At 76.5% G+C, this 24,756-nt stretch carries 20 protein-coding genes; 11 read left to right on the top strand and 9 right to left on the bottom strand.

Translation table 11 applies throughout. The annotated features are described in order from the left end of the window. Position 1: 1 nt before the first annotated feature. From QNH85_RS03510 to QNH85_RS03500, 3 genes are read right to left on the bottom strand one after another with little or no spacing between them, the layout of a single operon-like run. Positions 2-760, bottom strand: coding sequence for an aspartate/glutamate racemase family protein (locus tag QNH85_RS03510; protein WP_282944657.1), 759 nt, complete (start codon positions 758-760; stop codon positions 2-4). After that, entirely contained in the window at positions 757-1,653 is an 897-nt protein-coding gene (locus QNH85_RS03505) for a hypothetical protein (RefSeq protein WP_282944655.1), read from the bottom strand. Before QNH85_RS03505 ends, QNH85_RS03510 begins: the two co-directional genes overlap by 4 nt. Further along, a complete protein-coding gene (locus QNH85_RS03500; RefSeq protein WP_282944654.1) occupies positions 1,650-3,248 on the bottom strand; it encodes an FGGY-family carbohydrate kinase in 1,599 nt (532 codons plus the stop codon). Before QNH85_RS03500 ends, QNH85_RS03505 begins: the two co-directional genes overlap by 4 nt. An 85-nt stretch (positions 3,249-3,333) precedes the next feature. On the opposite strand from QNH85_RS03500, the gene QNH85_RS03495 reads away from it, so the two are divergent. From QNH85_RS03495 to QNH85_RS03485, 3 genes are read left to right on the top strand one after another with little or no spacing between them, the layout of a single operon-like run. Then, positions 3,334-4,152 carry a DeoR/GlpR family DNA-binding transcription regulator gene (locus QNH85_RS03495; RefSeq protein WP_282944653.1) on the top strand — a complete coding sequence of 273 codons (819 nt, stop codon included), beginning with the start codon at positions 3,334-3,336 and terminating at the stop codon, positions 4,150-4,152. Further along, entirely contained in the window at positions 4,149-5,447 is a 1,299-nt protein-coding gene (otnK, locus tag QNH85_RS03490; protein ID WP_282944652.1) for a 3-oxo-tetronate kinase, read from the top strand. Before QNH85_RS03495 ends, otnK begins: the two co-directional genes overlap by 4 nt. Beyond that, the gene (locus QNH85_RS03485) at positions 5,444-6,142 is read left to right on the top strand and encodes a class II aldolase/adducin family protein (protein WP_282944651.1); all 699 of its coding nucleotides are present in this window, start codon (positions 5,444-5,446) and stop codon (positions 6,140-6,142) included. The genes otnK and QNH85_RS03485 overlap by 4 nt, the downstream gene beginning before the upstream one ends. 64 nt (positions 6,143-6,206) lie before the next feature. Here the strand turns inward: QNH85_RS03485 and QNH85_RS03480 are convergent, their stop codons facing one another. Beyond that, complete coding sequence (locus tag QNH85_RS03480; protein WP_282944650.1) at positions 6,207-6,461, bottom strand: STAS domain-containing protein; 255 nt, start codon at positions 6,459-6,461, stop codon at positions 6,207-6,209. 227 nt (positions 6,462-6,688) lie between these two features. Here QNH85_RS03480 and QNH85_RS03475 point away from each other — a divergent pair, with 227 nt between their 5' ends. Further along, positions 6,689-9,730, top strand: a complete 3,042-nt coding sequence (locus tag QNH85_RS03475) for an alpha-mannosidase (protein WP_282944648.1) — start codon at positions 6,689-6,691, stop codon at positions 9,728-9,730. A gap of 18 nt (positions 9,731-9,748) precedes the next feature. On the opposite strand, the gene QNH85_RS03470 is transcribed toward QNH85_RS03475, so the two are convergent. Then, positions 9,749-11,698, bottom strand: coding sequence for a beta-N-acetylglucosaminidase domain-containing protein (locus tag QNH85_RS03470; RefSeq protein ID WP_282944647.1), 1,950 nt, complete (start codon positions 11,696-11,698; stop codon positions 9,749-9,751). 238 nt (positions 11,699-11,936) lie between these two features. Between QNH85_RS03470 and QNH85_RS03465 the strand changes: the two genes are divergently transcribed. Continuing rightward, on the top strand, positions 11,937-14,729 hold the full coding sequence (locus tag QNH85_RS03465) for an alpha-mannosidase (protein ID WP_282944645.1): 2,793 nt from the start codon (positions 11,937-11,939) through the stop codon (positions 14,727-14,729). 73 nt (positions 14,730-14,802) lie between these two features. Here QNH85_RS03465 and QNH85_RS03460 read toward each other — a convergent pair whose 3' ends face one another. Further along, positions 14,803-17,304 carry a glycoside hydrolase family 38 N-terminal domain-containing protein gene (locus QNH85_RS03460; protein ID WP_282944643.1) on the bottom strand — a complete coding sequence of 834 codons (2,502 nt, stop codon included), beginning with the start codon at positions 17,302-17,304 and terminating at the stop codon, positions 14,803-14,805. A gap of 246 nt (positions 17,305-17,550) precedes the next feature. Between QNH85_RS03460 and QNH85_RS03455 the strand changes: the two genes are divergently transcribed. After that, positions 17,551-18,918 (top strand): ABC transporter substrate-binding protein, encoded by a 1,368-nt coding sequence (locus tag QNH85_RS03455; RefSeq protein WP_282944642.1) that lies wholly within the window; start codon positions 17,551-17,553, stop codon positions 18,916-18,918. 98 nt (positions 18,919-19,016) lie between these two features. On the opposite strand, the gene QNH85_RS03450 is transcribed toward QNH85_RS03455, so the two are convergent. Beyond that, on the bottom strand, positions 19,017-19,484 hold the full coding sequence (locus QNH85_RS03450; protein WP_428830347.1) for a nucleoside deaminase: 468 nt from the start codon (positions 19,482-19,484) through the stop codon (positions 19,017-19,019). A gap of 217 nt (positions 19,485-19,701) precedes the next feature. Here QNH85_RS03450 and upp point away from each other — a divergent pair, with 217 nt between their 5' ends. The 3 genes from upp to QNH85_RS03435 all read left to right on the top strand — a co-directional run bounded on the left by upp (position 19,702) and on the right by QNH85_RS03435 (position 21,755). Further along, a complete protein-coding gene (upp, locus tag QNH85_RS03445) occupies positions 19,702-20,337 on the top strand; it encodes a uracil phosphoribosyltransferase (protein ID WP_213282633.1) in 636 nt (211 codons plus the stop codon). Positions 20,338-20,605: 268 nt separating this feature from the next. Continuing rightward, on the top strand, positions 20,606-20,992 hold the full coding sequence (locus tag QNH85_RS03440; RefSeq protein ID WP_282944641.1) for a hypothetical protein: 387 nt from the start codon (positions 20,606-20,608) through the stop codon (positions 20,990-20,992). Between the two features lie 97 nt (positions 20,993-21,089). After that, positions 21,090-21,755 carry an SDR family oxidoreductase gene (locus QNH85_RS03435; RefSeq protein ID WP_282944639.1) on the top strand — a complete coding sequence of 222 codons (666 nt, stop codon included), beginning with the start codon at positions 21,090-21,092 and terminating at the stop codon, positions 21,753-21,755. Between the two features lie 137 nt (positions 21,756-21,892). Here the strand turns inward: QNH85_RS03435 and QNH85_RS03430 are convergent, their stop codons facing one another. Further along, the gene (locus QNH85_RS03430) at positions 21,893-22,189 is read right to left on the bottom strand and encodes a DUF1540 domain-containing protein (RefSeq protein ID WP_282944638.1); all 297 of its coding nucleotides are present in this window, start codon (positions 22,187-22,189) and stop codon (positions 21,893-21,895) included. Between the two features lie 241 nt (positions 22,190-22,430). Continuing rightward, complete coding sequence (locus tag QNH85_RS03425) at positions 22,431-22,979, bottom strand: TM2 domain-containing protein (protein WP_282944637.1); 549 nt, start codon at positions 22,977-22,979, stop codon at positions 22,431-22,433. 185 nt (positions 22,980-23,164) lie between these two features. Here QNH85_RS03425 and QNH85_RS03420 point away from each other — a divergent pair, with 185 nt between their 5' ends. Further along, positions 23,165-23,794, top strand: coding sequence for a DedA family protein (locus QNH85_RS03420; RefSeq protein ID WP_282944636.1), 630 nt, complete (start codon positions 23,165-23,167; stop codon positions 23,792-23,794). Between the two features lie 127 nt (positions 23,795-23,921). After that, complete coding sequence (locus tag QNH85_RS03415; RefSeq protein ID WP_282944635.1) at positions 23,922-24,668, top strand: SRPBCC family protein; 747 nt, start codon at positions 23,922-23,924, stop codon at positions 24,666-24,668. Positions 24,669-24,756 lie beyond the last annotated feature (88 nt).

Below are 24,756 nucleotides of genomic sequence, written 5' to 3'. Positions count from 1 at the left end.
CTCATCGCGCACCGGCGGCACCGCCGGCGGTCGTCCCCAGGGCCTGCACCAGCGCCGCGACCCCGCCCGCGGGCGAGGTGAGCACCGGCACGTCCACCTCCGCCAGGGCGGCTGCCCCGGCCATCGACGCCTGCGCCAGCACCACGACGTCCGCGTCCGCGGCGGCCTCCGCGACCGCCGCCGCCACCAGCCGGTCCGCGCGCTCCCCGTCGCCGGCGTCCCGCGCCGCCGCGGCGCCCTCGACCACGCGGGCGACGACCTCGACGGCCTCCGCGGCGTCCGCGTCCGCGGCGGCCCGCTCGACGAGCCGCCCGGTCGGACCGAGCGTCGAGCCGAGCGTCGCGAGCACCGCGACGCGCCCGTGCGCGCCGGGCAGCGCCGCCCGGGTCACCGCCTCGCGCGCCATCGCCGCGTCGACGCGCAGCACCGGCACGTCCACCGCGGCGGCGGCCCGCTCGGCCGCCTCGCCGATCGAGGAGCACGTCACCAGCACGGCGGAGGCCCCCGCGTCCGCGAGGTGCCGCACGTGCGCGAGGACGGCGGCCTCGACCTCCGGGGTGACGCCCGAGGCGATCGCCGTGGCCAGCAGCCAGCCGTCCACGACGTGCACGCGCCGGAGCCCGGGGGCGGCCGCGTCGACGTCGGCGTCGAACCGCGCCGCGAGGGCGGGGACGGTGTGCAGCAGCCCGACGGTCCCGGCGGCGCCCGGGACGGCGCCCGGCGCGGCGGCGGCACCCGGCGCCGCAGCAGGGCCGGTCACGCCGCGGTCCACGGCCGGGCCTCGGCGTCCACGAGGTCCACGAGCCGCTGCAGCCGCGGCACGGACACCTCCGCGAGGGCGGCCGGCACGTCCGGGCGGCCGACGACGTCGCTCCACAGCGCCCGCCCGGCCAGGAACCCGCTGGCCCCGCCGCGGCAGGCGGCCCGCACCGCGCCGGCGAAGTCGTCCCGGTCGACGCCCTGGGACAGCACGACCCACGGCCCGGTGATCGACTCCCCGAGGGTCGCGCACGCCCGCTCGAGCTCCGCGGCGGCCGCCCTCCCGCCGAGGGGCACCTGCACCTTGTAGAGGCTGGGCCCGAGCGGCGACAGCTCGCGCGCCGCCTCGGCGATGGCGGCCTCGGTGTCCCAGGTGCCCGCGGCGACCTCCTCGGGCGTCGCCCGGACGACCGGCTCCAGCACGGACAGCACCCCGCGCTGCGCGGCGACCTCGACGAACCGCCGCGCGAGCTCCACCCGCTGCTCGCGGCGGGCGTCCCGCCGCCAGATGACCAGCAGCTTGATGGCGACGGCCCCGTGCAGGTCCGCGTCGGGGGCGATGACGACCTCGTCGAGCCCCGTCTCCTCGACCGGCCCGCCCGCCTCCTGCTCCAGGGCGTCCGCGGCGAGGATCAGGCCGCACGAGGGGGGCAGCAGCGGGGCCGCCTGCTCGACCCCGTACTCGCGGTCGATGAGGAACCCGGACGCCAGCGGGCCGAGCGCGCGGGCGACGTCGAGCTTGAAGGCGACCATCGTGGCGTCGTCCACCCGCCCGGCGCCGGCCTGGTCGAACATCGTCCGCAGGCTCTCGCGCTGGTCCATCGCGACCATCGCGAGGGCGCCGGACGGTCGGGCGATCGCGTCGAGCGTCGGCGTGCTGGTCTGCTGGGTCACGGCTGGGCCTCCTGGCGGTCGGGGTCGGGGTCGGGGGTGGCACCGGCGAGCGCGGCGCGCACGAACCGGTCGAGCGCCGCGTCGGCGTCGGGTCGGGTCTCGGGGAACGGGCTGCCGTCCGGCAGGCCGGGCAGCGCGGGGAGCACGGGCGGCTCGCCCGGGCCGACCGACCCAGGACCGAGCAGCCCCGCCCCGAGCAGCCCCGCGCGGTGCAGCCCCAGCAGCGCGGCGCCCGCGGCCACCGGCTCGGCGCAGTCGACGAGCCGCAGCGGCACGGGGCTGACCGCGGCCTTGGCCCGCATCCACGGGGTGTTGCGGGAGGCGGGGCCGCCGAGCACGACGAGGTGCCGGGGCCGCAGGTGGCCGCGGGCGAGCCGGAGCTGGGCGTCGAGCATCCAGCGGGCGTGCAGCGCGAGGCCGTCGACCATCGCGGCGGCGAGCTCGGCCGGGCCGTGCCCGTCCCGGTGCAGCACGGCGACGCGGGCGGCGGGGTCGGGGTCCGGGGTCTGCCGCCCGGAGACGTACGGCAGCACCACCACGTCCCGCGGGTGGGCGTCCGGCGGCAGGGCGGCGACCGCGTCGAACAGGTCCTCCGCCGTGCGGCCCGGGGCCTCGTGCTCCAGCCACCACCGGACCATCGCGCCCGCGCTGGAGGACCCGGCGAGCAGGGCCGGCCGCCCGGTGACGGTGCGGACCAGGCTCATCCCGGCGCCCGCGACGTCCGCGCGGACCGGGTCGCCCGCGAGCACGGTGTACAGCGCCTCGGCCGTGCCGATCGAGTCGGCCACGTCGCCGGGCGCCCGGACCCCGGCGGCCCAGGCCCCGACGGCGTGGTCGTGCCCCGCGACCGTCACGGGGGTGCCGAGCCGCACCCCGGCGGCGGCCCACGCGGCGTGCCGCACCGCGCCCGCCGGGGCGTCGGGCGCGGCCACGCGGGGCAGGTGCCCGGGGGTCAGGCCGACCTCGGCCAGCAGGCGCGCGTCGAAGGCCCCCGGCAGGGGCTCGCCCGCGGCGGGCAGGGGGTACGCCATCGTCCGGCCGGCGAGCGTGTGGTCCGTGACCAGGGCCCCGGTCATGCCGAGGCACACCAGGTCCGCGACGCCCGACCAGCGGGTCATCGCCGAGCGGACGCCCGGCTCGTGCGCGGCGAGCCACGCGAGGGTGGCGAGCGGGACCTTCGCGCTCGGCCGCACGCCGGTCGCCTCGAACAGGGCGCGGGCGCCCAGCCGGTCCGCGAGCGCCGCCGCCTCGGACGCCGCCCGGTGCCCGTCCCAGCGGAGCCACCGACCCAGCGCGCGCCCGTCGCGATCGAGCGGCACGCCGGTCTCGGCCATCGACGCGATGCCGACGGCGTCGGGGGCGCGCCGGGGGCGACCGCGGGTGGGGCCGAGGCGCCGGGTCCCCTGCGCGAGCGCCCGGACGGTGAGCTCCCGGAGGGTGCGGTCCAGCGCCGCGGGCTCCGGCGTGGGCGCGGCGGCCACGGCGAGGAGGTCGACGGCCGGCCCCTCGCCGGGGTCCGCGGGCACCGCGACGAGCGCGACCTTGGTGTTGGTGGTCCCGACGTCGATGCCGAGTCCCAGCCGTGGGGCACTCACGGCGCCAGTGTGTGCGAGATCGAACAGATCGGTCAACCGTGTCCGTCGATTGACAACCCCGGTGCGCCGCCGTTGGATGACCCCCGTGCGCTACTCCGCCGCTCCCCGCCGACGCGACGAGCTGCTGCGCCGCCTGGAGGAGTCCGGCTACGTCTCCTCCAGCACCGCGGCCGCCGAGCTCGGCGTGTCCGAGATGACCATCCGGCGGGACCTCGGGCAGCTCGCCGCGGAGGGGCGCGTCCGCCGCGTCGTCGGGGGCGCCAGCCTGCTGGACGGCAGCGCGGCGCCGCCGTTCGAGCTCCGGCGCACCGAGGCCACCCGGGAGAAGGACGCCATCGCGCGCGCCGCCCTGCCGCTGCTCGCCGACGCCGGCGTGGTCGCGCTCGACGCCGGCACGACCGTCGCCGCCCTCGCCCGCCGGCTGCCCGAGGGGCTGACCGTCGTCACCCACTCCGTGCCCGTCATCACCACGTGCACCGGCCGCGACGACCTGGAGGTGGTCGCGCTCGGCGGCACCTACCACCGCGCCACCCGCTCGTTCGCCGGGCCCAGCACCCGGGCGGGCCTCGCGGACCTGGCCGTCGACGTCGCCGTGCTGTCGGCCACAGCCGCCGGGGCCGCCGGGGTGTTCTCCGCCGACCAGTGGGACGCCGACACCAAGCGCGCGATGGCGGCCATCGCCGACCGCGTGGTCCTGCTGCTCGACCACCGCAAGCTCGACGCCCGCGCCCCGATGCGGGTGCTCGGGCTGGAGCAGGCGCACGCCGTCGTCGTCGACGACCAGGTCACCGACGCGCAGCTCGCCGTGCTGCGCGAGCGGTGCGAGCGGGTGGTGGTCGCCGACACCGGCGCCGCGCCCGCGCAGGTCCGGCCGGCCGAGGCCCTGGCGGGCCGGACCACGTGACCGGGCCGCGACTGGGCGTCGTCGCCGACGACGTGACGGGCGCGTGCGACCTCGCCGACGCGGTCCGGGACGCGGGCGGGTCCGCCGTGGTGGTGCTGGGCGTCCCCGGCCCGGACCTGGACCTGCCGCCGTGCGACGGCGCGGTGGTCGCCCTGCGCACCCGCACCGCGCCGCCCGCTCAGGCCGTCGCCGAGTCCGTCGCCGCGGCCCGCTGGCTGCTCGACCACGGCGCGCAGTCGATCTACCAGAAGTACTGCTCGACCTTCGACTCCACCGACGAGGGCACCATCGGCCCCGTCGCGGACGCCCTGCGCGGGCTGCTCGGGCCGGGCACGGTGTCCGTCGGCACCCCCGCCACGCCGCGGGCCGGGCGGACGCAGTACCAGGGCCACCTGTTCGTCGGCGACCGCCTGCTGTCCGAGTCGCCGCTGCGGGACCACCCGCTGACCCCGATGCACGACCCCGACCTCGTGCGGGTCCTCGGCCGCCAGACCCCCGGCCGCGTCGGCCTGCTGCCGTGGGCCGCGCTGCGGTCCGGCGACCCCGCGGAGGCGCTGGCGCGGCTCGTGGCGGACGGGACGGAGCACGTCCTGGCGGACGCCCTGACCGACGAGGACCTGGACGTGCTGGCCGGCGCCGCCCTGGCCCTCGGCTCGGGAGCGCCCGGCGGCCGGGTGCTGCTGGGCGGGGCGGCCGGGCTCGCGGCGGCCGTCGCCCGCGCGGGGGGACGCGCGACCACGGGACCGACCGATGCTGGCCCGGACGCGCCCCGCCCCGACGGCGGGCGCGCGCTGATCGTCTCCGGGAGCTGCTCCGCGCGGACGCTGGAGCAGGTGGCAGCCTTCGACGGCCCCCGCGTCGTGCTCGACGCCGTCGCCCTCGACGCCGACCCCGCCGCGGCCCTGGACGCCGTGCTCCGCGAGGTCGCCGCCGCGTTCGGCAGTGGCGACGGACCCGTCCTCGTCTCCTCCACGGCCGACCCCGCCGCGGTGCGCGCCACGCAGGACAGGCTGGGGGTCCGGCACGCCGCCGCCCTCCTGGAGCAGGCCGCCGGCGAGGTCGCCGCCCGCGCGGTCCGCGACCTGGGCGTGCGGCGGCTGCTGGTCGCGGGCGGCGAGACCTCCGGGGCGGTCGCCGGGGCGCTGGGCCTGCGGGTGCTGCACGTCGGCCCCGCCGCCGCGCCCGGGGTGCCGTGGATGGTGCCCGCCACGGGGCCGCGCGTCGCCGTGCTGCTCAAGTCCGGGAACTTCGGGGCGCCCGACCTGTTCCGCACCGCCTGGGAGGTCTGCCCGTGACCACGCACCCGCCGGACGGCGGCGACCCGACCGTGGACCGGCAGGTGGTGGACGCGGCGCGCGACGCGGTCGTGGCGGCGTGCCGGCACCTGGCGTCCCGCGGCCTGTCGCCGGGCGGCTCGGGCAACGTCAGCGTCCGGTACGGCGGCTGGCTGCTCATCACCCCCACGGGGTCGAGCCTGAGCCGGGTCTCCGCCCGGGAGCTCGCGGCCGTGCCCGTGGACCCGGGCGCACCGCTGCGGGACGACCCCTCGGACCCCGGGCCGTCGAAGGAGCTCCCGCTGCACCGCGCGGTCTACGCGGCGCGGCCCGACGCCGTCGCCGTGGTGCACCTGCACTCGCCCGCCGCCGTTGCCGCGTCCTGCCTGGAGCCGGCGGCGCTCCCGCGGGAGACGGCCACCGGGCCGCTGCCGGCGACCACCCCGTACCAGGTGATGCGGCTCGGGGACCTGCCGGTGGCGCCGTTCGCCCTGCCGGGGACGGCGGAGCTCGCGGACGGGGTGGCGGCGCTGGCCGGCTCCGCGCCCGCGCTGCTCCTGGCGAACCACGGGTCGGTCGTCGCCGGGGCGCACCTCCACGCCGCCGTCGACCTCGCGGAGGAGCTGGAGGCCGCCGCGCAGGTCGTGCTGCTGCTGCAGGGTGTGCCGCACCGGCGGCTCACGGCCGCGCAGGTCGCGGCGCTCCGGGCGCGCTGAGGCGCTGCAGCCGCTGAGGGCTGCAGCCGCTGAACCGCTCAGCCGTCCTCGGGCCGAGCCGCCCTCAGGACGCGGACGTGTCGGCGGGGAGCCGCAGCTGACCGCCGTACTCCCGGCAGTGCCGCGCCACGCCCTCGAGGGTCGCGCGGCCGGCGTCGTCGAGCACCTGGACGTCGCTCGCGTCGACGAGCAGCTCGTCCCCGGTGGCCTGCAGCAGGCAGTGCAGCGCCTCGCGCAGCGCCGACGCGCTGTGCACGTCGAGGTCGCCCCGCACCGCGATCACCGAGGGCGCCGCCGGCCGTCCCAGATCGATGGTCACGTCCACGACGCACCTCCCTGACGTCGGTCGCGCGCCGCACTGCCACAGCCCGCCGCCCCGAGCGTAGAAGCGGTTCTCGCGGACCGCGCGTCGAAGTGGTTCTCCCCCCGTTCGTCCCAGATTTCCGAGGCCCTGGTGTGCGAAGTCGCACATCCCGTAGTGTGGCAACGTTCCTACATCCGTCCGGCGTCGTACGGGGACGTGCGCGCGCCCGACCGAGGAGAGCCGTGCACCGCAGCCTCGCCGACCTGACCGCCCGCATCGACCGCACGCTGAAGGAGCGCGTCCTGCCGTGGGTCCACACCCAGCGGACGCCCCTGGAGGTGACCGTCGCCCACCTGCCGGGCGAGCCGCTCCCCTTCGCCGAGGCGGTGCGGCTGCCGTTCGAGCGGACCGCCGTCGGCGAGCCGTGGGGCCGCGCCTGGTCCACCAGCTGGTTCCGGCTGCGCGGCGTCGTCCCGCCCGGCATGGCGGGGCGGCGCGTCGAGGTGCTCGTCGACCTCGGGTTCCGCACCGGCGGGCCCGGCTTCGAGGCCGAGGGCCTCGTGTACACGCCGGACGGGGTGCCGGTGAAGGGCATCGAGCCGCGCAACCTCTACGTCCCCGTCAGCCCGTCCGCCCGGGGCGGCGAGGTCGTCGACCTCTACGTCGAGGCCGCCGCGAACCCGTCGATCGGCGGACAGCCCACCACCGACCTGGGCGACCTCGCGACCGTGCCGGACACGCTGCTGTACCGGCTCGCCCGCGCGGAGGTCGCCGTCTTGGAGGAGGAGGTCCAGGCCCTGGCCCTCGACGTCCAGGTGCTGCACGAGCTGGCGCTCCAGCTGCCCGTGAACGACCCGCGCCGCGAGCAGGTCCGCGCCGGGCTGGAGCGCCTGGTCGACGAGCTCGACGTCCGCGACGTCCCGGGCAGCGCCGCGCGCGCCCGCGCCCAGGTGGCGGACCTCCTGGCGCGGCCCGCCGCCCCGAGCGCGCACCGGGTGTCCGCGGTCGGGCACGCCCACATCGACTCGGCGTGGATGTGGCCGGTCCGCGAGACCATCCGCAAGTGCGCCCGCACGTTCTCCAACGTCGTCGCGCTGGCCGACGCGTACCCGGACCTGCGGTTCGCGTGCTCCTCCGCGCAGCAGTACGCGTGGACGAAGGAGCACCACCCGCACGTCTTCGACCGGATCCGGGAGAAGGTCGCGTCCGGCCAGTTCGTCCCGGTCGGCGGCATGTGGGTCGAGTCCGACACCAACATGCCCGGCGGCGAGGCCCTGGTCCGGCAGTTCGTGCAGGGCAAGCGGTTCTTCGACCGCGAGCTCGGCGTCGAGCCACGCGAGGTCTGGCTCCCGGACTCCTTCGGCTACACCGGCGCGCTCCCCCAGCTCGCGCGGCTGGCCGGGTTCCGGTGGTTCCTCTCCCAGAAGATGTCGTGGAACACCACCAACCGGTTCCCGCACCACACGTTCTGGTGGGAGGGCATCGACGGAAGCCGCGTCTTCACGCACTTCCCGCCCGCGGACACCTACGGCGCGAAGCTCTCCGGGGAGCAGCTGGCCTACGGGGTCGCCAACTTCGCCGACGCGGGGCCGGCGAACCGGAGCCTGCTCCCGTTCGGCTACGGCGACGGCGGCGGCGGCCCGACCCGCGAGATGATGGAGACCGCGCACCGCGTCGCGGACCTCGAGGGCTCCCCCCGCGTGGTCGTCGAGACGCCGGCGGAGTTCTTCGCCGGGGCGGAGGCCGAGTACCCGCAGGCGCCGGTGTGGGCCGGCGAGATGTACCTGGAGTTCCACCGCGGCACCTACACCAGCCAGCTGAAGATGAAGCAGGGCAACCGCCGCACCGAGCACCTGCTGCGCGAGGCCGAGCTGTGGGCGGCGACCGCCGCGGTGCGCGCCGGCGCGGACTACCCGCACGAGCACCTGGACCGGCTCTGGCAGGACATGCTGCTGCTGCAGTTCCACGACATCCTTCCCGGCAGCAGCATCGCCTGGGTGCACCGGGAGGCGCGCGAGACCTACGAGCGACTGGCACGCGAGCTCGAGGCCCTGGTCGCGGACGCGCTCGCGGCGGCGGCCGGCCCCGGGGACGTCGAGGTGGTCGCGAACGCCGCCCCGCACGCCCGCGACGGCGTCCCCGCGCTCGGCGCCGGGCCCGCTGCCGGCACGACCGGCGGCGCCGGAACCGTCGAGGTCCGGTCCGACGACGGCGCGACGGTGCTCGACAACGGCCTCGTGCGGGTGCGCGTCGACGCCGACGGCACGATCGGCTCCGTGCGGGACCTGGTCGAGGCCCGGGAGGTCCTCGCGCCCGGGGCGGCGGCCAACGTGCTGCAGCTGCACCCGGACCAGCCCGTGCGGTTCGACGCCTGGGACGTCGACGAGTTCTACCGGCACCGCGTCCGGGAGCTCCGCGAGGTCACCGACCTGACCGTCGACACCACGGACCCGGCGTGCCCGGTCGTCCGGGTGACGCGGCAGGACGGCGCATCCACCTACGTGCAGACGATCGCGCTGGCGGCCGGGGAGCGCCGGGTCGACCTCGCGCTCGACGTCGACTGGCACGAGCGCGAGACGCTCTGCAAGGCGGCGTTCCCGCTGGCCGTGCACGCCGACCGGTCCGCGAGCGAGATCCAGTTCGGCCACGTGCAGCGCGCCACCCACACCAACACGTCGTGGGACGCCGCCCGGTTCGAGATCTGCGCCCACCGCTGGGTGCACGTCGCGGAGCCCGGCTACGGCGTCGCGCTGGTCAACGACTCGACGTACGGGCACGACGTCACCCGGCCGGGCCCCGGCGACGCGCGGGGTGCGGGCGCCACGACCGTCCGGCTGTCGCTGGTCCGGGCGCCGCTCTACCCGGACCCCGAGACCGACCAGGGCCGGCACACCATGCGGTACGCCCTGGTGGTCGGGGCCGGTGTCGACGACGCCGTCCGCGAGGGCTACCGGATCAACCTGCCCGCCCGCCGGGTGCGCGGCGCGGGCGAGATCCCGCCGCTGGTCACCGTCGAGGGCGGCGGCGCGGTCGTGGAGGCGGTCAAGCTCGCCGACGACCGGTCCGGCGACGTCGTGGTGCGGCTGTACGAGTCCCGCGGCGGGCACGGGCGCGCGACGGTCCGGCCGGGGTTCGAGGCCGCGGGGGTGGACGTGCGGGACCTGCTGGAGCGCGAGGAGCCGGAGGTCGCCGCGCTGGCGCCGCTCGAGCCGCTGCCCGGCGGCGGCGTCGCCCTGGACCTGAACCCGTTCCAGGTGGTGACGCTGCGCTTCCGCCGCGCGTGACCCCGGCCCGGGTCCCCGTCAGAGGGCGGGGACCCGGGAGGCGGCGTCGACCCGCGAGGGGGCGAGGAGGCGGTCGAGCGCCGCGTCGAGGACCGCCCAGCCCGCGTCGGTGAGCAGCCAGCGCGCGGCCCCGTCGCCGGTCAGGAACACGACCGTGCGGGGCGCGGGCGCGGGCCGGCCGGTGGTCAGGGGCGTCCCGGCGGCGACCTCGACCAGCACCGGCCGGTCCTCGGGCTCCGGCGCCCGGGCGAGCACGCGCGCGCCGGCGACGGGCTCGCACCACGTCAGCCGGCCCGCCCCGCGGTGCACCCGCACGGGCGCGGCGCCGTCCGGCACCAGCCGGTCCCGGTCGAGCAGCACCCCGGACTCCCGCGCGACCCCGAGCGTGACGAGCCGCCCCCACGCGAGGACCGGCACGGCGGCGTCGGCCAGGGAACCCGCGGCGGCCGCGGGGGCGTCGGGGGTCAGCACCGCCAGGTCGACCTCGGCGTGGTCGGCCGGCGGCCAGGTCGAGGCCACGCGGACGTCGAGCCCGCGCAGCCGCAGCCAGCCGGCGGTCGCCCGGTCCCCCGGCGTCGGCTCGGGCCCGGTGACCAGCACGGCCCGGTGCGCGTCACCCCGGACGCCCGCGACCCCGTCGACGGCGGCACCGACCGCCGCGAGGGCGCCGCGGACGAACCGGGCGACGTCGGACCGCAGCACGTCCGGGAACTCGGTCTCCACCAGGTCGAGCGCCGCCCGCGCCGTCGCGGCGTCGCCGTCGCCCCGCAGCAGCGCGCACGCCGCGAGCCCCGCGGCCCCGGTGCGTGCCGCGGCCGTCAGCCACGGGCGCAGGCCCTCGACCAGGGGGTCGCCGTCGTCCGCCGCCGAGGGCGCCGCCTCCGCGAGCTCCCGCATCCGGCCGGCGACGACCTCGCGGGCGCCGGCGTCGCCCCGGACGGCCGCGTCCATCGCGGCGGCCAGCCCGGCGTCCCGCGGGGCGTCGGGCGGCCAGGTCCCGCACGCCCGCACGAGCGGACCGACGAGCGGCGCGCGGTCACCGGCGACGGCCGCGAGCGCCGCCGCACCGGCGGCCTCCGCGTCGTAGCTCGCGGGGTCGCGGGCCCAGGTGCCCACCGTGGCCAGGGGTAGCCGGGACGGCACCGCCTCGATCATGGCGTTGGCGACGATGCCGTCGAGCGGCAGGTCCTCGACGTCGCCGGGCCGCCCGGTGAGCGGCCCGAGGAACAGCCGGGTGCGGTCGAAGTCGTTGACCGGGAAGTTGTCCCACAGCACGAGCCGGCGCCGGAACGCCGCGGCCGCATCCGCCACGTCCTGCCGGGTGACCGTCCCGACCACGATGTCCGCCCCGGTCCACAGCACGCGGGCGTCGTCGGGCAGCGTCTCGGCGAGCCCGTCGCGGTAGTCCGAGGGGCCGCAGCCGGCGTAGTCGGTGGGGCAGACGGTCATCGGGTGGGTGAGGCCCGCCGGCTCGAGGAACGCGTCCCGGAACCGCCGCGCCGCCTCGCCGTGCGCCCGGCCGCTGCCGCCCCGGCCGGGCCCGTAGGCGGCCTCGTCGGCGGGGTGCGGCAGCCCGTACGGCACGTCGTCGAACAGCAGCCACACGTCGTGCACGCCCGCCGACCGGACCTGCTCCGCCTTCGCCACCAGGGCGTCGTGGTCGGCCTCGTCGGTGTACCGCATCGACAGGCCCGGGGCGACGGACCACACGAACGTCACCCCGGCGTCCGCGGCCCGCTCGGCGAGCTCGCCCAGGCGGCCGAGCTCCGCGGCGGGGTAGGGCTCGCGCCACCGCTCCCGGTGCCAGGGGTCGTCCTTCGGCGCGTACAGGTACGTGTCGAGCCCGAGCGCCGGCGCCGCGGACAGCAGGGCCAGCCGCTCGTCGTGCGGCCAGGGCGGGCCGTAGAACCCCTCGACCACCCCCGCGGACAGGCGGGCGGGCAGGGACGGTCCTCCGCGACGCGACATGCCGACCATGCAAGCGGGCCTGCGCCCGGGATGTCAATCGCCGAACAGATGTGCTCGCCCGAACACGAGCACGGGTCGGCGAGCCCTTCTTGACAGCACGGGGCCGCTCGGTATGGGATCGATTGCAGGGTACGATCGACGCGCCGGAGCGGCCCCGAGGGGGCGGACCGCCCTGCCATCGCACGACCGATCACCGGATCACCACGACGAACCCGCGCGACGACGCACGAGGAGCGAGATGAGCAGGCCACGCACGACGACGGGCGCCCCCCTGTCGAACGCCCCCGCCGGCACCCAGCCCCGGGACCTGCCGCCCACCCAGCGGCCGCACGCCACGCCGGACCGGACCATCCACATGATCGGCAACTCGCACATCGACCCCGTGTGGCTGTGGCCGTGGCAGGAGGGCTACCAGGAGGCGCGGGCGACGTTCTGGTCCGCGATCCACCGGATGGACGAGTACCCGGACTTCGTGTTCACGTGCGACCAGATGGTGCTGCTGTCCTGGGTCGAGGAGTCCGACCCCGAGCTGTTCGCGCGCATCACCGAGCGCGTCGCCGAGGGCCGCTGGGTCAACGTCGGCGGCTGGTGGGTGGAGCCCGACTGCAACATGCCGATGGGCGAGTCGTTCGCCCGCCAGGGCCTGTACGGGCAGCGCTACCTGATCTCCCGCTTCGGCAAGCCCGCCACGGTCGGCATGAACGTCGACCCGTTCGGCCACAGCGCGTCCCTGCCGACGGTGCTGCGCGGCCACGGGCTGGACTCCTACCTGTTCCTGCGCCCCGGCCCGCACGAGAGCGACCTGGCCGACACCCTGTTCCGCTGGCGCGCGCCGGACGGCAGCACCGTCCTGGCGTACCGGATCCCGTTCGAGTACTGCTCCCCCGCCGGGTCCGTCGACGGCCAGGTCGACAAGGCGCTCGGCACGCTGGACCGCTCGCTCGGCGACGTCATGGTGCTGTACGGGGTCGGCAACCACGGCGGCGGCCCGACCATCGCGAACATCGAGTCGATCCACCGGTACGACCGGATGGGCTCGTTCGGCCGCCTGACCATGTCCTCCCCGCGCGACTACCTCGACTCCGTGCAGGCGCGCGGGCCCGAGTTCCTGGACGGCCTGGCGGAGTGGTCGGACGACCTGCAGCACCACGCGCCCGGCTGCTACTCCGCGCACTCCGGGATCAAGGCGTGGCAGCGCCGCGCGCAGTTCGCGCTGCTGTCGGCGGAGCGCTGGGCCGCGGTGGCGGCGGCGCACGACGGCACGCCGTACCCCCGCGAGGACCTGGAGCGGGCCTGGAAGCAGGTGCTGTTCAACCAGTTCCACGACGTGCTGCCCGGGTCCGCGATCGAGCACGCCTACGACGACGCGCGCGACCAGCTCGGCGAGGCCGTCGCCATCGCGAAGCGGGTGATCGTGCGGGCGCACAACACGATCGCCCGGCAGGTCGACGTGCCGATGGAGGAGGCCAGCCAGCCGGTCCTGGTGTTCAACCCGCACCCGTGGCCCGTGTCGACGGACGTCGAGCTGCACTACGGCTCCACGCCCGGGCCCGTGCACGTCGTGGACGACGAGGGCCGCACCGTCGTCTCGCAGCCGACCCAGTCGAAGGCCACCACCAACCAGACGGGGCGCGGGGCCCTGGTGTTCCGGGCCGAGGTGCCGGCGCTCGGCTACCGGCTGTACCGGGTGCGGATGGCCGCGGAGCCCGCCCGCCCGGAGTGGAGCGCCGGCTCCCCGGGCCGCCTGTCGGCGTCCGAGACGGTGCTCGAGAACGACCTGGTCCGCATCGAGCTCGACCCCGCGACGGGCTGGATCCGTTCCTACCGGGACAAGCGCACCGGGCTGGACGTGATGCGCGGCGTCGACGGTGCCCAGCACACCCAGGTCTGCGCCGACCCGACCGACACCTGGGGCCACCGCGTCGTGTCCTACGCCTGGGCGGGCGACCCGATGAAGCTCGCGCGGATCGTCGTGCGGGAGTCCGGGCCGCTGCGGGCCCGGGTCCGCGTCGAGCGGGAGTGGGGCGCGTCGACGATGACGGAGGAGCTGCTGCTCGACCACGACTCGGCCGTCCTGCGCGTCGACGTCACGCTGGACTGGCGGGAGCACGCGCACCTGCTCAAGCTGCGGTTCCCCACGGCGCTGTCCGACCCGCGGGCGACGTACCAGATCCCGTACGCCGCGCTCGAGCGGCCGGTCGACGGGGCCGAGGAGCCCGGCCAGGGCTGGGTGGACCTCACCGGCACGGTCGACGGCCGCCCGGCGGGCCTCACGCTCGTCACCACGAACAAGCACGGGTACGACGTGTCCCCCGGCGACGAGCCGAGCATCGGCGTCACCGCGGTGCGCAGCCCCGTCTACGCGTGGCACGACCCGCGGCTGCTCGACGGCGAGGACATCTACTCCTACCAGGACCAGGGCGTGCAGCGGTTCTCCTACGAGCTGGTCGCGCACGACGGCGACCGCCGCACCGCCGACCCGGGCCGCCGCGCCGCGGTGCTCGGATCCCCGGTGCGGGCGATGCTCGAGTCGTTCCACGCCGGGTCGCTGCCCCGCACGGGGTCGTTCGCGTCGGACCACGCCGGAGCCGTGATGGTGACCGCGCTCAAGGGCACCGAGGACGTCACCGACGGCCCCGGCGGCGCGGACCTGGTCGTCCGCGCCGTCGAGACGCGCGGCGAGCCGGGCACCGCCCGCATCGACCTCCCGCTGGTCGGCCGCACGCTGGAGGCCGACTTCGGGCCGTACCAGCTGCGGACGTTCCGGGTGCCGGCCGACCCCGCCGCGCCGGTGGTGGAGCTCGACCTGGTGGAGCGCCCGCTCGACGGCGCGGGGGCCGACGGCGCGACGCCCGAGGGCGCGGGCGCAGTGCGGTCCGGGGAGATCGACGCCGACGTCCCGGCCGCCGGCCCCGCCCCCGAGGGCGCCGGTGAGGGCACCACGGTGCTCACGGCCACGCAGGTGTCCTCCCCGGACGCGACGGGCCGTCCCCGCGCGGCGGACGCGCCCTCGGCGGACGACCCCGCCTGAGCCCCGGGCTCACGGGGAGCGCACGACGAAGGGGGGTCCCGGTCCGGGACCCCCCTTCGTCGTCCTGCCCGGCCTACCGCCCGGCGCGGCGCAGCTCCACGTCGGCCACCCCGAAGGCGTCGAGCGCGACCCGCCGGCCCCCAGCCACGCCGTCGCCGTCCCACGCGACCTCGGCCTCGACGGGGGCCGCGCCCACGTTCCGCACCCGCACGCGTACCGCGCCGTCGTCCGTCGGCCGCACCTCGGCGAGCACGGCGTCCGCCGGCTCGACCCGCAGGCCCGTCCGGCCGTCGACGGTCACGGGACCCTCGTACGCGCGCGCCTGCAGCGGCTCGGCGACGTCCCTGCCGAGCACCCGGACCTGCTCCCGGGTGACCGCCTCGGCGGCGGCGAACCGGTACCGGTAGGTGCGGGTGCCCTCCTGCCGGGCCTGGAAGTTCGTGAAGTGCAGGTTGTTCATCAGCCACGACGACACGTACCCGCGCTCGGCGCGCAGCGTGCGCGCCCACTCGCCGGTGTGCAGCCCGCCGAGCTGGACGAGCGGCGCGTCGACCGTCCCCCACAGCACCCCGGGCCCGCCGCCGGCGGGGTGCACCCCGACCGCGTGCTGCACGGAGTACCAGTCCTTGCTGGTGTCGGGCAGCTGCTCCGTCTCGGCGGCGTACACCGCGCCGGCGGTCTCGAGCAGGAACTCCGGGGCGGCCACGGCGAACGGGAACGCGACGTGGATGCTCTCGGGCCCGAACGCCTCCGGCTTCACGAGCGCGACCTCCAGGTCCACCACGTCGAGGTCGCGGTACAGCGTGAGGGTCGTGGTCGCCGCGGGCAGCCCGGGCGGGGTCGTCCGCCACGAGATGCGCGACCAGCCGTCGCCGTCGGTGACCAGCGGCTCCTCGTCCCCGGTGGCGTGCCGCCGGTCGAAGTCCGGCCCGGGGAAGTCGGGGTGGAAGTCCTTGGGGTCGCGCACGACCATCGGGTGCGTGCTGCCGGGGACGACGGTCTCGGTGACGACGGCCCCGAGCCCGTGCGGGACGGCGGCGTCGACGAGCTCGCGCCCGGACGGCACGTGCACGAGGGACACGACGCCGCCGCGGCCCGGGTCGACCACCGCCCGGTACGGCCCGCACGCGAGCTCCCGGCCGGGGCGCGCGGCGCCGGGTGCGGCGGGCAGCGGCACGGTGGCGACCCCGAACGGCGGGACCGTCGCGACGGTGCGGGCCCGGTGGCGCCCGGCGACCTCGACGTCGACGGGCTCGGTGCGGGTGCGCTCCGTGGGGTTCACGACCACGATCCGGGTCCCGGCCGGGGCGGGCGGCCGCGCGCCGCCGGCGGGACCGCTCGCCACGAGCCGGAACAGCCCCTCCACCGCGAGGTCCCGCGCGACGTCGAACGCCCCGTACGCGAAGGCGGCCTTGGCGTTCCAGTGCGAGTGGCTGAACGTCGAGTACGGCTTGGAGTACGTCTCCCAGGAGCCCCAGGTGTGCTCGGCGAACAGCAGCAGGTCCGCGTCGACGCGGGCCAGGTCGCGGGCGACCTCGGCGTCGGACCGCAGCCGCACCGGGCCGCGCCGGTAGCCGATGACGTCCGCGAGCGCCGGCTCCCCGTCCCCGCGCAGGCGGGTGAGCCCCAGCGTCGTCTGGGCGGCGCGGGCGAAGGAGCGGGCCTCCCGGTAGACCGCCACCTCCCGGGCGGTCGACCCGTGGCCGTGCGCCCACCAGTCCGACCACTCCCCGCGGGCGACCGGCGCGCCGGCGGCCTGCGGCTGCAGCACGTCCAGGGCCTCGTCGATCGTGGCGGTCCGCATCGGCACGTCCGGGTGCCGGGCGTTCCAGTGCCGCACCACGTCGAGGAACAGGGCTGTCGGCCAGCGGTTGTCGTTCGCGGCGTGCACCACGGCGGTGTCGTAGGGGTAGTCGTCGCGCTTCTCGAGCCGGTCGACGAAGTCCGCGATGTGCGCCTCGGCCGCCTCGACGTCCCCGTCGACGATGCCCCACTCCTCGCCGATCCCGTAGTGGGTCGACAACCACACGAACACCCGGCTGCCCGACGGCCCCTCCCACCAGAACCCGGTGGGCTGCGGGTACGGGGGGCGGCCGTGGTCGGGGTTCAGGGCCATGACCAGCCGGTCGACGCCGGCGCGGCGCATGCCGTCGACCGTGCCCCACGCGGTGCCGTTCACGTCCCCGTGCTGCTCGGTGCGGACGTGGACACCGACGGCGCGGAGCCGGTCGAGCGCGTCGTAGGCGGTCCCGAGCTCGGCGTCGGACAGCAGCTGCGTCATGTTGAGGTAGCCGCCGGTCACCGCGACCCGCCCCTCGGCGACGCGACGCCGCAGCCGCTCGACGTCGGCCGCGTCGGCGTCCTCGAGGAACCTGAGCACCGGCCTGACCACCTCGAACGTCCACCGGAAGGCGTCCGGGCCGTCGCCGCCGCTCGTGTCGCAGAGGTCGAGCACCCGCCGTACGGTCTCGGCGTGCAAGTCGTCGACCAGGCGCGGGCTGTTCGTGTACCCGACGTCGTGGTGCGTGTGGCCGACGAGCAGGATCCGACGGACGGACTGATCACGCGGAGGCATACCGGAATCCTCGTCTTTGTGGCATCGTTGCCACATGAGCCTAGTCACACTGGCGGCGCTCAGTCCATGGTCAGCAGCGGTTCGACAGGCGTAATCACTCCGTGATCCCTACGCTCTTGTCCCGGCCGAGGCGCCTGAACTAGCGTCCGATGTGGGAAGGTTTTCAGACCCTCGGCAGTGCTGCTGAGGGCTCTCCCGTGGGCCTGCGAGGACGCCGGCCCGCCGGCCGAGGAAGGGAAGACGTTCATGACCAAGAGTCGCCGCGCAGCGATCGCCCTGCTGCCGATCACCGCGCTCGCGCTGGCCGCGTGCAGCTCCGGCGGAGGTGAGGAGGGTGCCGCCGAGTCGACCGACTTCTCCACCGAGGCGTCGGGCACGCTCAACGCCTGGGGCTTCGAGAACGCCGACGACGTGGGCACCTCGCGCCTCGACTACGCCGCGGAGCAGCTGTCGGACGTGGACGTCGAGCTCGACGCCACGGCGTTCGACTCCCAGAAGTTCACCACCCGCATCGCCGGCGGCGACGTCCCGGACGTCGTGCAGATGGACCGCCGCTACGTCACCACCTACGCGGCGCAGGACCTGATCCTGCCGCTGGACGCCTGCTACGAGGCGCACGACGTCGACCCCGACGAGCAGTACTACCCGTCCGTCGTGGACGACGTCCGCTACGAGGACAAGGTCTGGGCCGTCCCGCAGTTCTTCCAGCCGCCGGCCATCATCGTGAACAAGCGGGTCATGGACGCGGCCGGGGTCACGCCCGACCAGATCGACACCTCGCAGCCCGACGTGCTCGTCGACGCGATCACGACGATGTACAAGGAGAGCGACGGCGTCCCGACGACGCTCGGCTTCGACCCGCAGGCCACCGGGCAGGGCGGCCTGTGGATCCTCGGGCAGGGCGGCCAGCTCACCGACGAGGAGGGCGTCCCCACCCTCGACGACCCGTCGAACGTCGCCGGCATCGAGCTGCTCAAGCAGATCACCGACGCGCAGGGCGGCTTCGCCAAGGTCAAGAGCTTCACCGACTCGTTCGACACCTTCGGCGACAACAACCAGTACGTCGCGGACCAGGTCGGCGCGCAGGTCAACGCCCAGTGGTACCCGAACGTCCTCGGCGCCTACGTCGGCCAGCTCCAGATCGAGGCGGTCCCGTTCCGCGACCAGGAGGGCAACCCGTTCTCCGTCGCCTCCGGCACGGCGTTCGTCATCCCGGCCGGCGCGCAGAACAAGGACGCCGCGTGCGCCTGGATGCTCAACCTCACCTCGTACGACGCCTGGATGGCGGCGGGCGAGGCGCGCGCGAACACCATCGCCGAGGACGGCGGCCTCAACACCGGCCTCTTCACCGGCTCGCCGGAGGCCGACCAGGCGATCCGCGAGCAGTACGTCACGGAGACCGGTGACGCCGGCTTCGACCAGGTCATCTCGACCTTCTACGACGTCGTGGACTACGGGCAGACCTTCGGGTCCTCCCCCGCCGGCCAGGACATCCAGAACGAGCTGAACAACGCCATCACCGCGGCGCTGCTCGGCGACAAGACGCCCGAGGAGGCCCTGGCCGACGCCCAGACCGCGGCCATGCGGGCGTACGACAACATCACGGGCGGCTGACCGTCGCGCACGCCGCGACCGAGGGGCCCCGCCGGCGACGGCGGGGCCCCTCGGTGCGTCCGGGGGTGCCGGCCGGTGCCGGCGCGAGGGGCGTGGCGTCAGGCGCCGCGGTGCGTCGCGAAGAACTCGCGCAGCACCCGGGCGCACTCCTCCTCGCGCACGCCGCCGACCACCTCGACGCGGTGGTTCAGCCGCGAGTCCCGCACGACGTCCCACTGGGAGCCGCACGCCCCGGCCTTCGCGTCCCACGCCCCCAGCACCAGCCGCGGCACCCGCGCCAGCACCGTCGCGCCCGCGCACATGAGGCACGGCTCCAGGGTCACCACGAGCGTGCAGTCGTCCAGCCGCCACCGCCCGAGCGCGTCCGACGCCGCCCGCAGGGCCAGCACCTCGGCGTGCGCGGTCGGGTCGGCGTCCGCCTCCCGCCGGTTCCGGCCGGCTCCGACCACCGCGCCGTCGGGGCCCAGCACCACGGCGCCGACCGGGACGTCCTGCGTCGCGGCGCAGCCGGCCGCCTCGGTGAGGGCGAGGCCCATGGCGGTGAGGTCGTCGGGGCGCGCGAACATGGCGCCATCCTCGCGCACGGCACGCGCCGCCGGCGGGGGTGGGGGTGGAGGCACAGCGGCCACGCGAGTCAGGGGAACCGGCGCGACCGCCGTGCGGGTCTCATCGTGGTGGGCGCAGACCGCCCCCGCCCGGGACGTTCGGCCCGGCCCGGGTTCGCCGCGCCCGCGCCCTCGGGGCGTGCCACCCGGGCCACGACGGGCACGGTAGGTTGGGCCCATGCGCCTGCACGTTGCCGACCACCCGCTCGTCGCCCACAAGCTGTCGGTGCTCCGCAACAAGGAGACGTCCTCCCCGACGTTCCGCAAGCTCGTCGACGAGCTCGTGACCCTCCTGGCCTACGAGGCCACGCGTGACGTGCGCACCGAGCCGGTGGACATCGAGACCCCCGTCGCCAGCACCACCGGCGTGAAGATCGCCGAGCCGCTGCCGCTCGTCGTCCCGATCCTGCGCGCCGGCCTCGGGATGCTCGACGGCATGACCCGCCTGATGCCGACCGCCGAGGTCGGGTTCCTCGGCATGCAGCGCGACGAGACGACGCTCGAGGCGATCACCTACGCGAACCGCCTCCCGGAGGACCTCACCGGCCGGCAGTGCTTCCTCATCGACCCGATGCTCGCCACCGGTGGCACGCTCGTCGCGGCCATCGACTACCTGTTCGCCCGCGGCGCCCGCGACGTGACGGCCGTGTGCCTGCTCGCCGCGCCGGAGGGCCTGAAGGTGGTCGAGGAGGCCGTCGGCGACCGCATGGACGTCACCGTCGTGGTGGCCGCGGTCGACGAGCGCCTGGACGAGCGCGCGTACATCATCCCGGGGCTCGGGGACGCGGGCGACCGCCTCTACGGCGTCGTCTGACCGAGCTCCGGCCAGCCGGGCCGCGGCGCCCCGCAGGGCGCCCTGGTCTCGGCCGCTGAGACCGCCGCGCAAAGCCCTTGGACGCCGCGGCGGCCCCTGCGACGATCGTCGCGTGATCACCCGCCCGTACCCCGTCGACGCCGCCCCGGCGTCCGCCGGCGTACGCCCGGGGACGCATCGCACGCGCTGTCGGTCCTGACGCCCCGCCGTCCTCCCGACCTCTGCCCGACCGCCTCGTCGCGGTCCCCGCGCACCCCCGGAGCATCCCGTGGCACGAACCCGCAGCACCGCACGTCCGGCACCGGCCGGCCGCGCCGCACCGCCCGCCCCCGCCGCCGCCGGCGGCGCACCCGCGCCCGGACCGGCCCAGCCCGCCCGCGCCGGCTTCGTCCTGTACGTCGGGCTGCAGGGCGACTCCCCCGACCTCGACGCGGCGCACGCCGCGGACCTGGCCGAGGTCGCCGAGGCGCTGCGGGACCTCGCCCGGGACCTGCTGCCCACCGCGGAGACGTACACCGCGCTGTCCGTCGTCCCGGGCACCGCCGCCGCGCAGGACGAGGTGCAGAGCCTGCGGTCGCGGCTCGGCGCCCTGCGCCCGTTGGAGACCGGGCGCGCGGACGCGGCGGACGACTCGCCCGTCGCGGAGAGCGCGTAGCGGTCCGGCCGGCCCCGACCGCGTCCCCCGCGCGGGCGTGCACCCGCGGGCCGGCGACCCGGGTGCGCCCGCCGCCCCGCGCTCCTACGGTGGGGAGATGCGCATCGCCATCGCCGGAGGCCACGGACAGATCGCCCGACGTCTGAGCAGGCTGCTCGCGGAGCGCGGTGACACGCCCCTCGCGATCGTGCGGAACCCCGCCCACGTCGCCGACGTCGAGGCCGACGGCGCGACCGCCGTGCTGCTCGACCTGGAGGACACGGACGCCGACACGCTCGCGGCGCAGCTCGCCGGCGCGGACGCCGTGGTGTTCGCCGCCGGGGCCGGGCCCGGCAGCGGCGCCGACCGCAAGGACACCGTCGACCGCGGGGCGGCGGCGCTCCTGGCGGACGCCGCGGAGCGCGCCGGGGTCCGCCGGTACGTGCTCGTGTCGTCCGTCGGCGCCGGCGCAGAGCCCCCCGCCGGGACCGACGAGGTGTTCGCCGCGTACCTCCGCGCGAAGACCGCCGCCGAGGAGGACCTGCGCGGCCGCGACCTCGGCTGGACGATCCTGCGACCGGGCGGGCTCACCGACGACGCCGGCACCGGCCACGTCCGCCTGGGCCCGGAGATCCCCCGCGGGACGGTGCCCCGCGACGACGTCGCCGCGGTCCTGCTCGCCCTGCTCGACGAGCCCCGCACCGCCGGCCTGACCCTGGAGCTGTCCGAGGGCGCCGTCCCCGTGCCCGCGGCCATCGCCGCGGCGCTCGAGCCGGAGGACTGACCGGCCCGGTCGCCCGGCTCACGGAGCGGGCACGACGCGGCCCCCGCACCCGGCGAGGGGGCGGGGGCCGGCGCACGTCCTGGCCTGCGCGTCGCGGTGGCAGGAGCTGGGGGGCTCCCCGCGGCGCGGCGGGCGACTCAGGCGGGCGCGTACGTCAGGCAGTCGGCCAGGTCGTGGCCCGCACCGATCCGCACGGCGTCGGCGCCGCAGGTCAGGTGCTCGTTGTGCGTGCAGTCGGTCCGCTGACAGGCGCCGACGTGCGACACCACCCGGTCCAGGCCGCCCTTGACGCTCAGCGGGATGAAGGTGAAGCACTGCGCGTCACCGGTGCCGCCGATCGTGATGGCGGCGGCGCTGCACGCGTGCTCGTGGTTGTACGAGCAGCCGTCGACCGAACACTCGGAGACGGGCGGCTGCTCCATGAGGGTGCTCATCGTGGACCTCCGGGATGGTGGGGGGCGTGCGTCCAGAACCTTGTCGTCGACGGTAGGAGGCATTCCGTCGGACGTCTAGAAAGGAAGGCCTGGCTCACTCGCGTCTGCCCAGGTCAGCGCGTTGACAGGTCGACAGTTCAGTCACCCCGGAAGGCTGGTGACGCCTTTCACGAGAGCGGCCGGGAATTAGGTCAGGCGCACTGCGCGCAATTCGACGCGACGCTCGCCGGCGACAGCCCGGCTACCGCAGCGGCCGGCCGTACTGGTCCCGGCCGCCCGCGCTCAGCAGGACGATCCCGTCGATGACGGCCCAGAGCCACACCGCCGGCGCGATGACGAACCCCACGAGCGCGACGGTGAGGATGCCGCCGAAGAAGAACCCCAGCAGCTGCGCCAGGCCGATCCCGATCTGCCCGGCGTAGAGCCGCCCGACGCCGCAGACGCCCACGAACGGCAGGAGGAGCTGCAGCAGCCCGGCGGTGGCCCTGGTCTTGTGCGACCACGGCGCCCCGGTCACGGGGTCGACGCCGTAGGGCGCGGGACCGGCCACCGGGGAGAACGCCATCGGTGCGTACCCCTGGGCGAGCGGCGCCTGGCCCGGGGTCCCGTACGGGTGCGCGTACGGCTGCCGGCCGTCGGGGCCGTAGGGCTGCGAGGCGTAGGGCTGCGAGGCGTAGGGCTGCGAGGCGTAGGGCTGCGAGGCGTAGGGCTCCAGCGCGGACGACTGCGCCGGGGTGGGCTGCGGTGCGGCGCTGCCCTCCGGCATGCTCGGGGGCTGCTGCTCGGTCATGCGCCGGACAGTAGCGCGACCGGTCCCCGGATCGGACGGCGATGATCGGCGCGACCCGGTACGTCACCCGTCCGCGCGTCGCGGACGTGGCCGGCCTGCCCCCCGGGCTCGACGAGCCGGTCGCCCCGGCCGAGCCGGTCGGTGCCGTGCAGGGTCGCGCACGCCCCCGGGCGGATACTCGGGGCGTGAACCTCCTCGACCCCGGCCACCTCCTGTCCGCGTTCGGCGTGACCGGGATCTTCGTCGTGCTCCTCGCGGAGACCGGCCTTCTGATCGGCTTCCTGCTCCCCGGCGACACGCTGCTGCTCGCCGCCGGTGTGCTGAGCGCCGGGCCCGGCCACCGCCTCCCGCTGGCGGGCGTCCTGGTGGCCGCCGCGTCCGGTGCCGTGCTCGGGGCGCAGGCCGGGTACCTGATCGGTCGCGCGGGGGACCGGTGGGCCGCACGATCCGCCCCGGACGGGCGCGTACGCACCGCGCTCGACCGGTCGGGCGTGCTGCTCCAGCGGTACGGGGCGGCACGGACGATCGTCCTCGCCCGGTTCATCCCGGTGGTCCGCACGGTCATCAACCCGCTCGCCGGCATGACGCGCATCCCGGTGCGCACCTTCACCGTGTGGCAGGTCGCGGGAGGCGTCGTCTGGGCGACCGCCATCCCCCTCGCCGGGTACGCGCTGGGCACCCGGGTGCCCGGGCTCGAGCGCTACGTCACGGGCCTGGTCGTCGTGGCGGTCGGGCTCACCGTCGTCGTCAGCGGGGCGCAGTGGCTGCGCTCGCGCCGGTCCGGCACGCCGGGGGCTCCCGCGTCGGATGGCTGAGCCCCTCGGTCGCCCCCCGGCGAGGCGGCGCCCGTGCTCCCCGGGCGCCCCCGACCGTCGGCGCGCATGCTGGGAGACGTGGCGGGGAGCAGCTCCCGCCGGCCCGGACTCCACACGAGGAGAAGCCATGACGACGACGGTCGAGAAGTCCCTGCTGGTGAACGTGCCCGTGAGCGTGGCGTACAACCAGTGGACCCAGTTCGAGGACTTCCCGCGGTTCATGGGCGGCGTGAAGAAGGTGACGCAGCTCGGCGACGACCGGCTGCAGTGGGTCGCCGAGATCGCCGGCGTCAAGCGTGAGTGGGAGGCGCGGATCCTGGAGCAGGTCCCCGACCAGAAGGTCGCGTGGGCCGCCACACAGGGCGCGACGAACGCGGGAGCCGTGACGTTCGAGGACGTCGGCGGCGGCCAGACCTCGGTGCGCCTCCACCTGGAGTACGAGCCCGAGGGACTCGTCGAGAAGGTCGGCGACAAGCTGAACGTCGTCGAGAACCAGGCGGAGAAGGACCTCGAGCGGTTCAAGGCCTTCATCGAGGACGAGGGGTACGCCACCGGCGCGTGGCGCGGGACCGTGGGCGAGGGCGCGGGTGTCGGCACGCCCGGCGTCGAGCACGCCGCGGCGTCCCAGGGCGACAAGGGCAAGGCCGGGGTCTCGGCCAAGGCGGTCGCTGCGGGCGTCGGGCTGGCGGCCGCGGGCGCGGCTGCGGCCGCTGCCACGCGCAAGGACGACACCGTCGAGGTCGGCACGATCCCCGAGGTCGACCCCGTGGTGCCGGTGGTCGTCGAGGAGGAGACGGTCGTCGTCGACGACGTGCTCCCGGGCGGCACCGGCCTCGGCACGGACGACGGGACGGATCCCTCCGCGCGCATCTGAGCACCACGCCACGAGGGCGTGACGACGAGCCGGGCCGCACGTCGAGGCAGGCGTGCGGCCCGGCTGCGCGCCGGAGATCGTGGACCCC

This window comes from Cellulomonas endometrii, from assembly GCF_949769265.1.
Classification (GTDB): domain Bacteria; phylum Actinomycetota; class Actinomycetes; order Actinomycetales; family Cellulomonadaceae; genus Cellulomonas; species Cellulomonas endometrii.
This window is presented reverse-complemented; position numbering and strand designations above follow the sequence as displayed.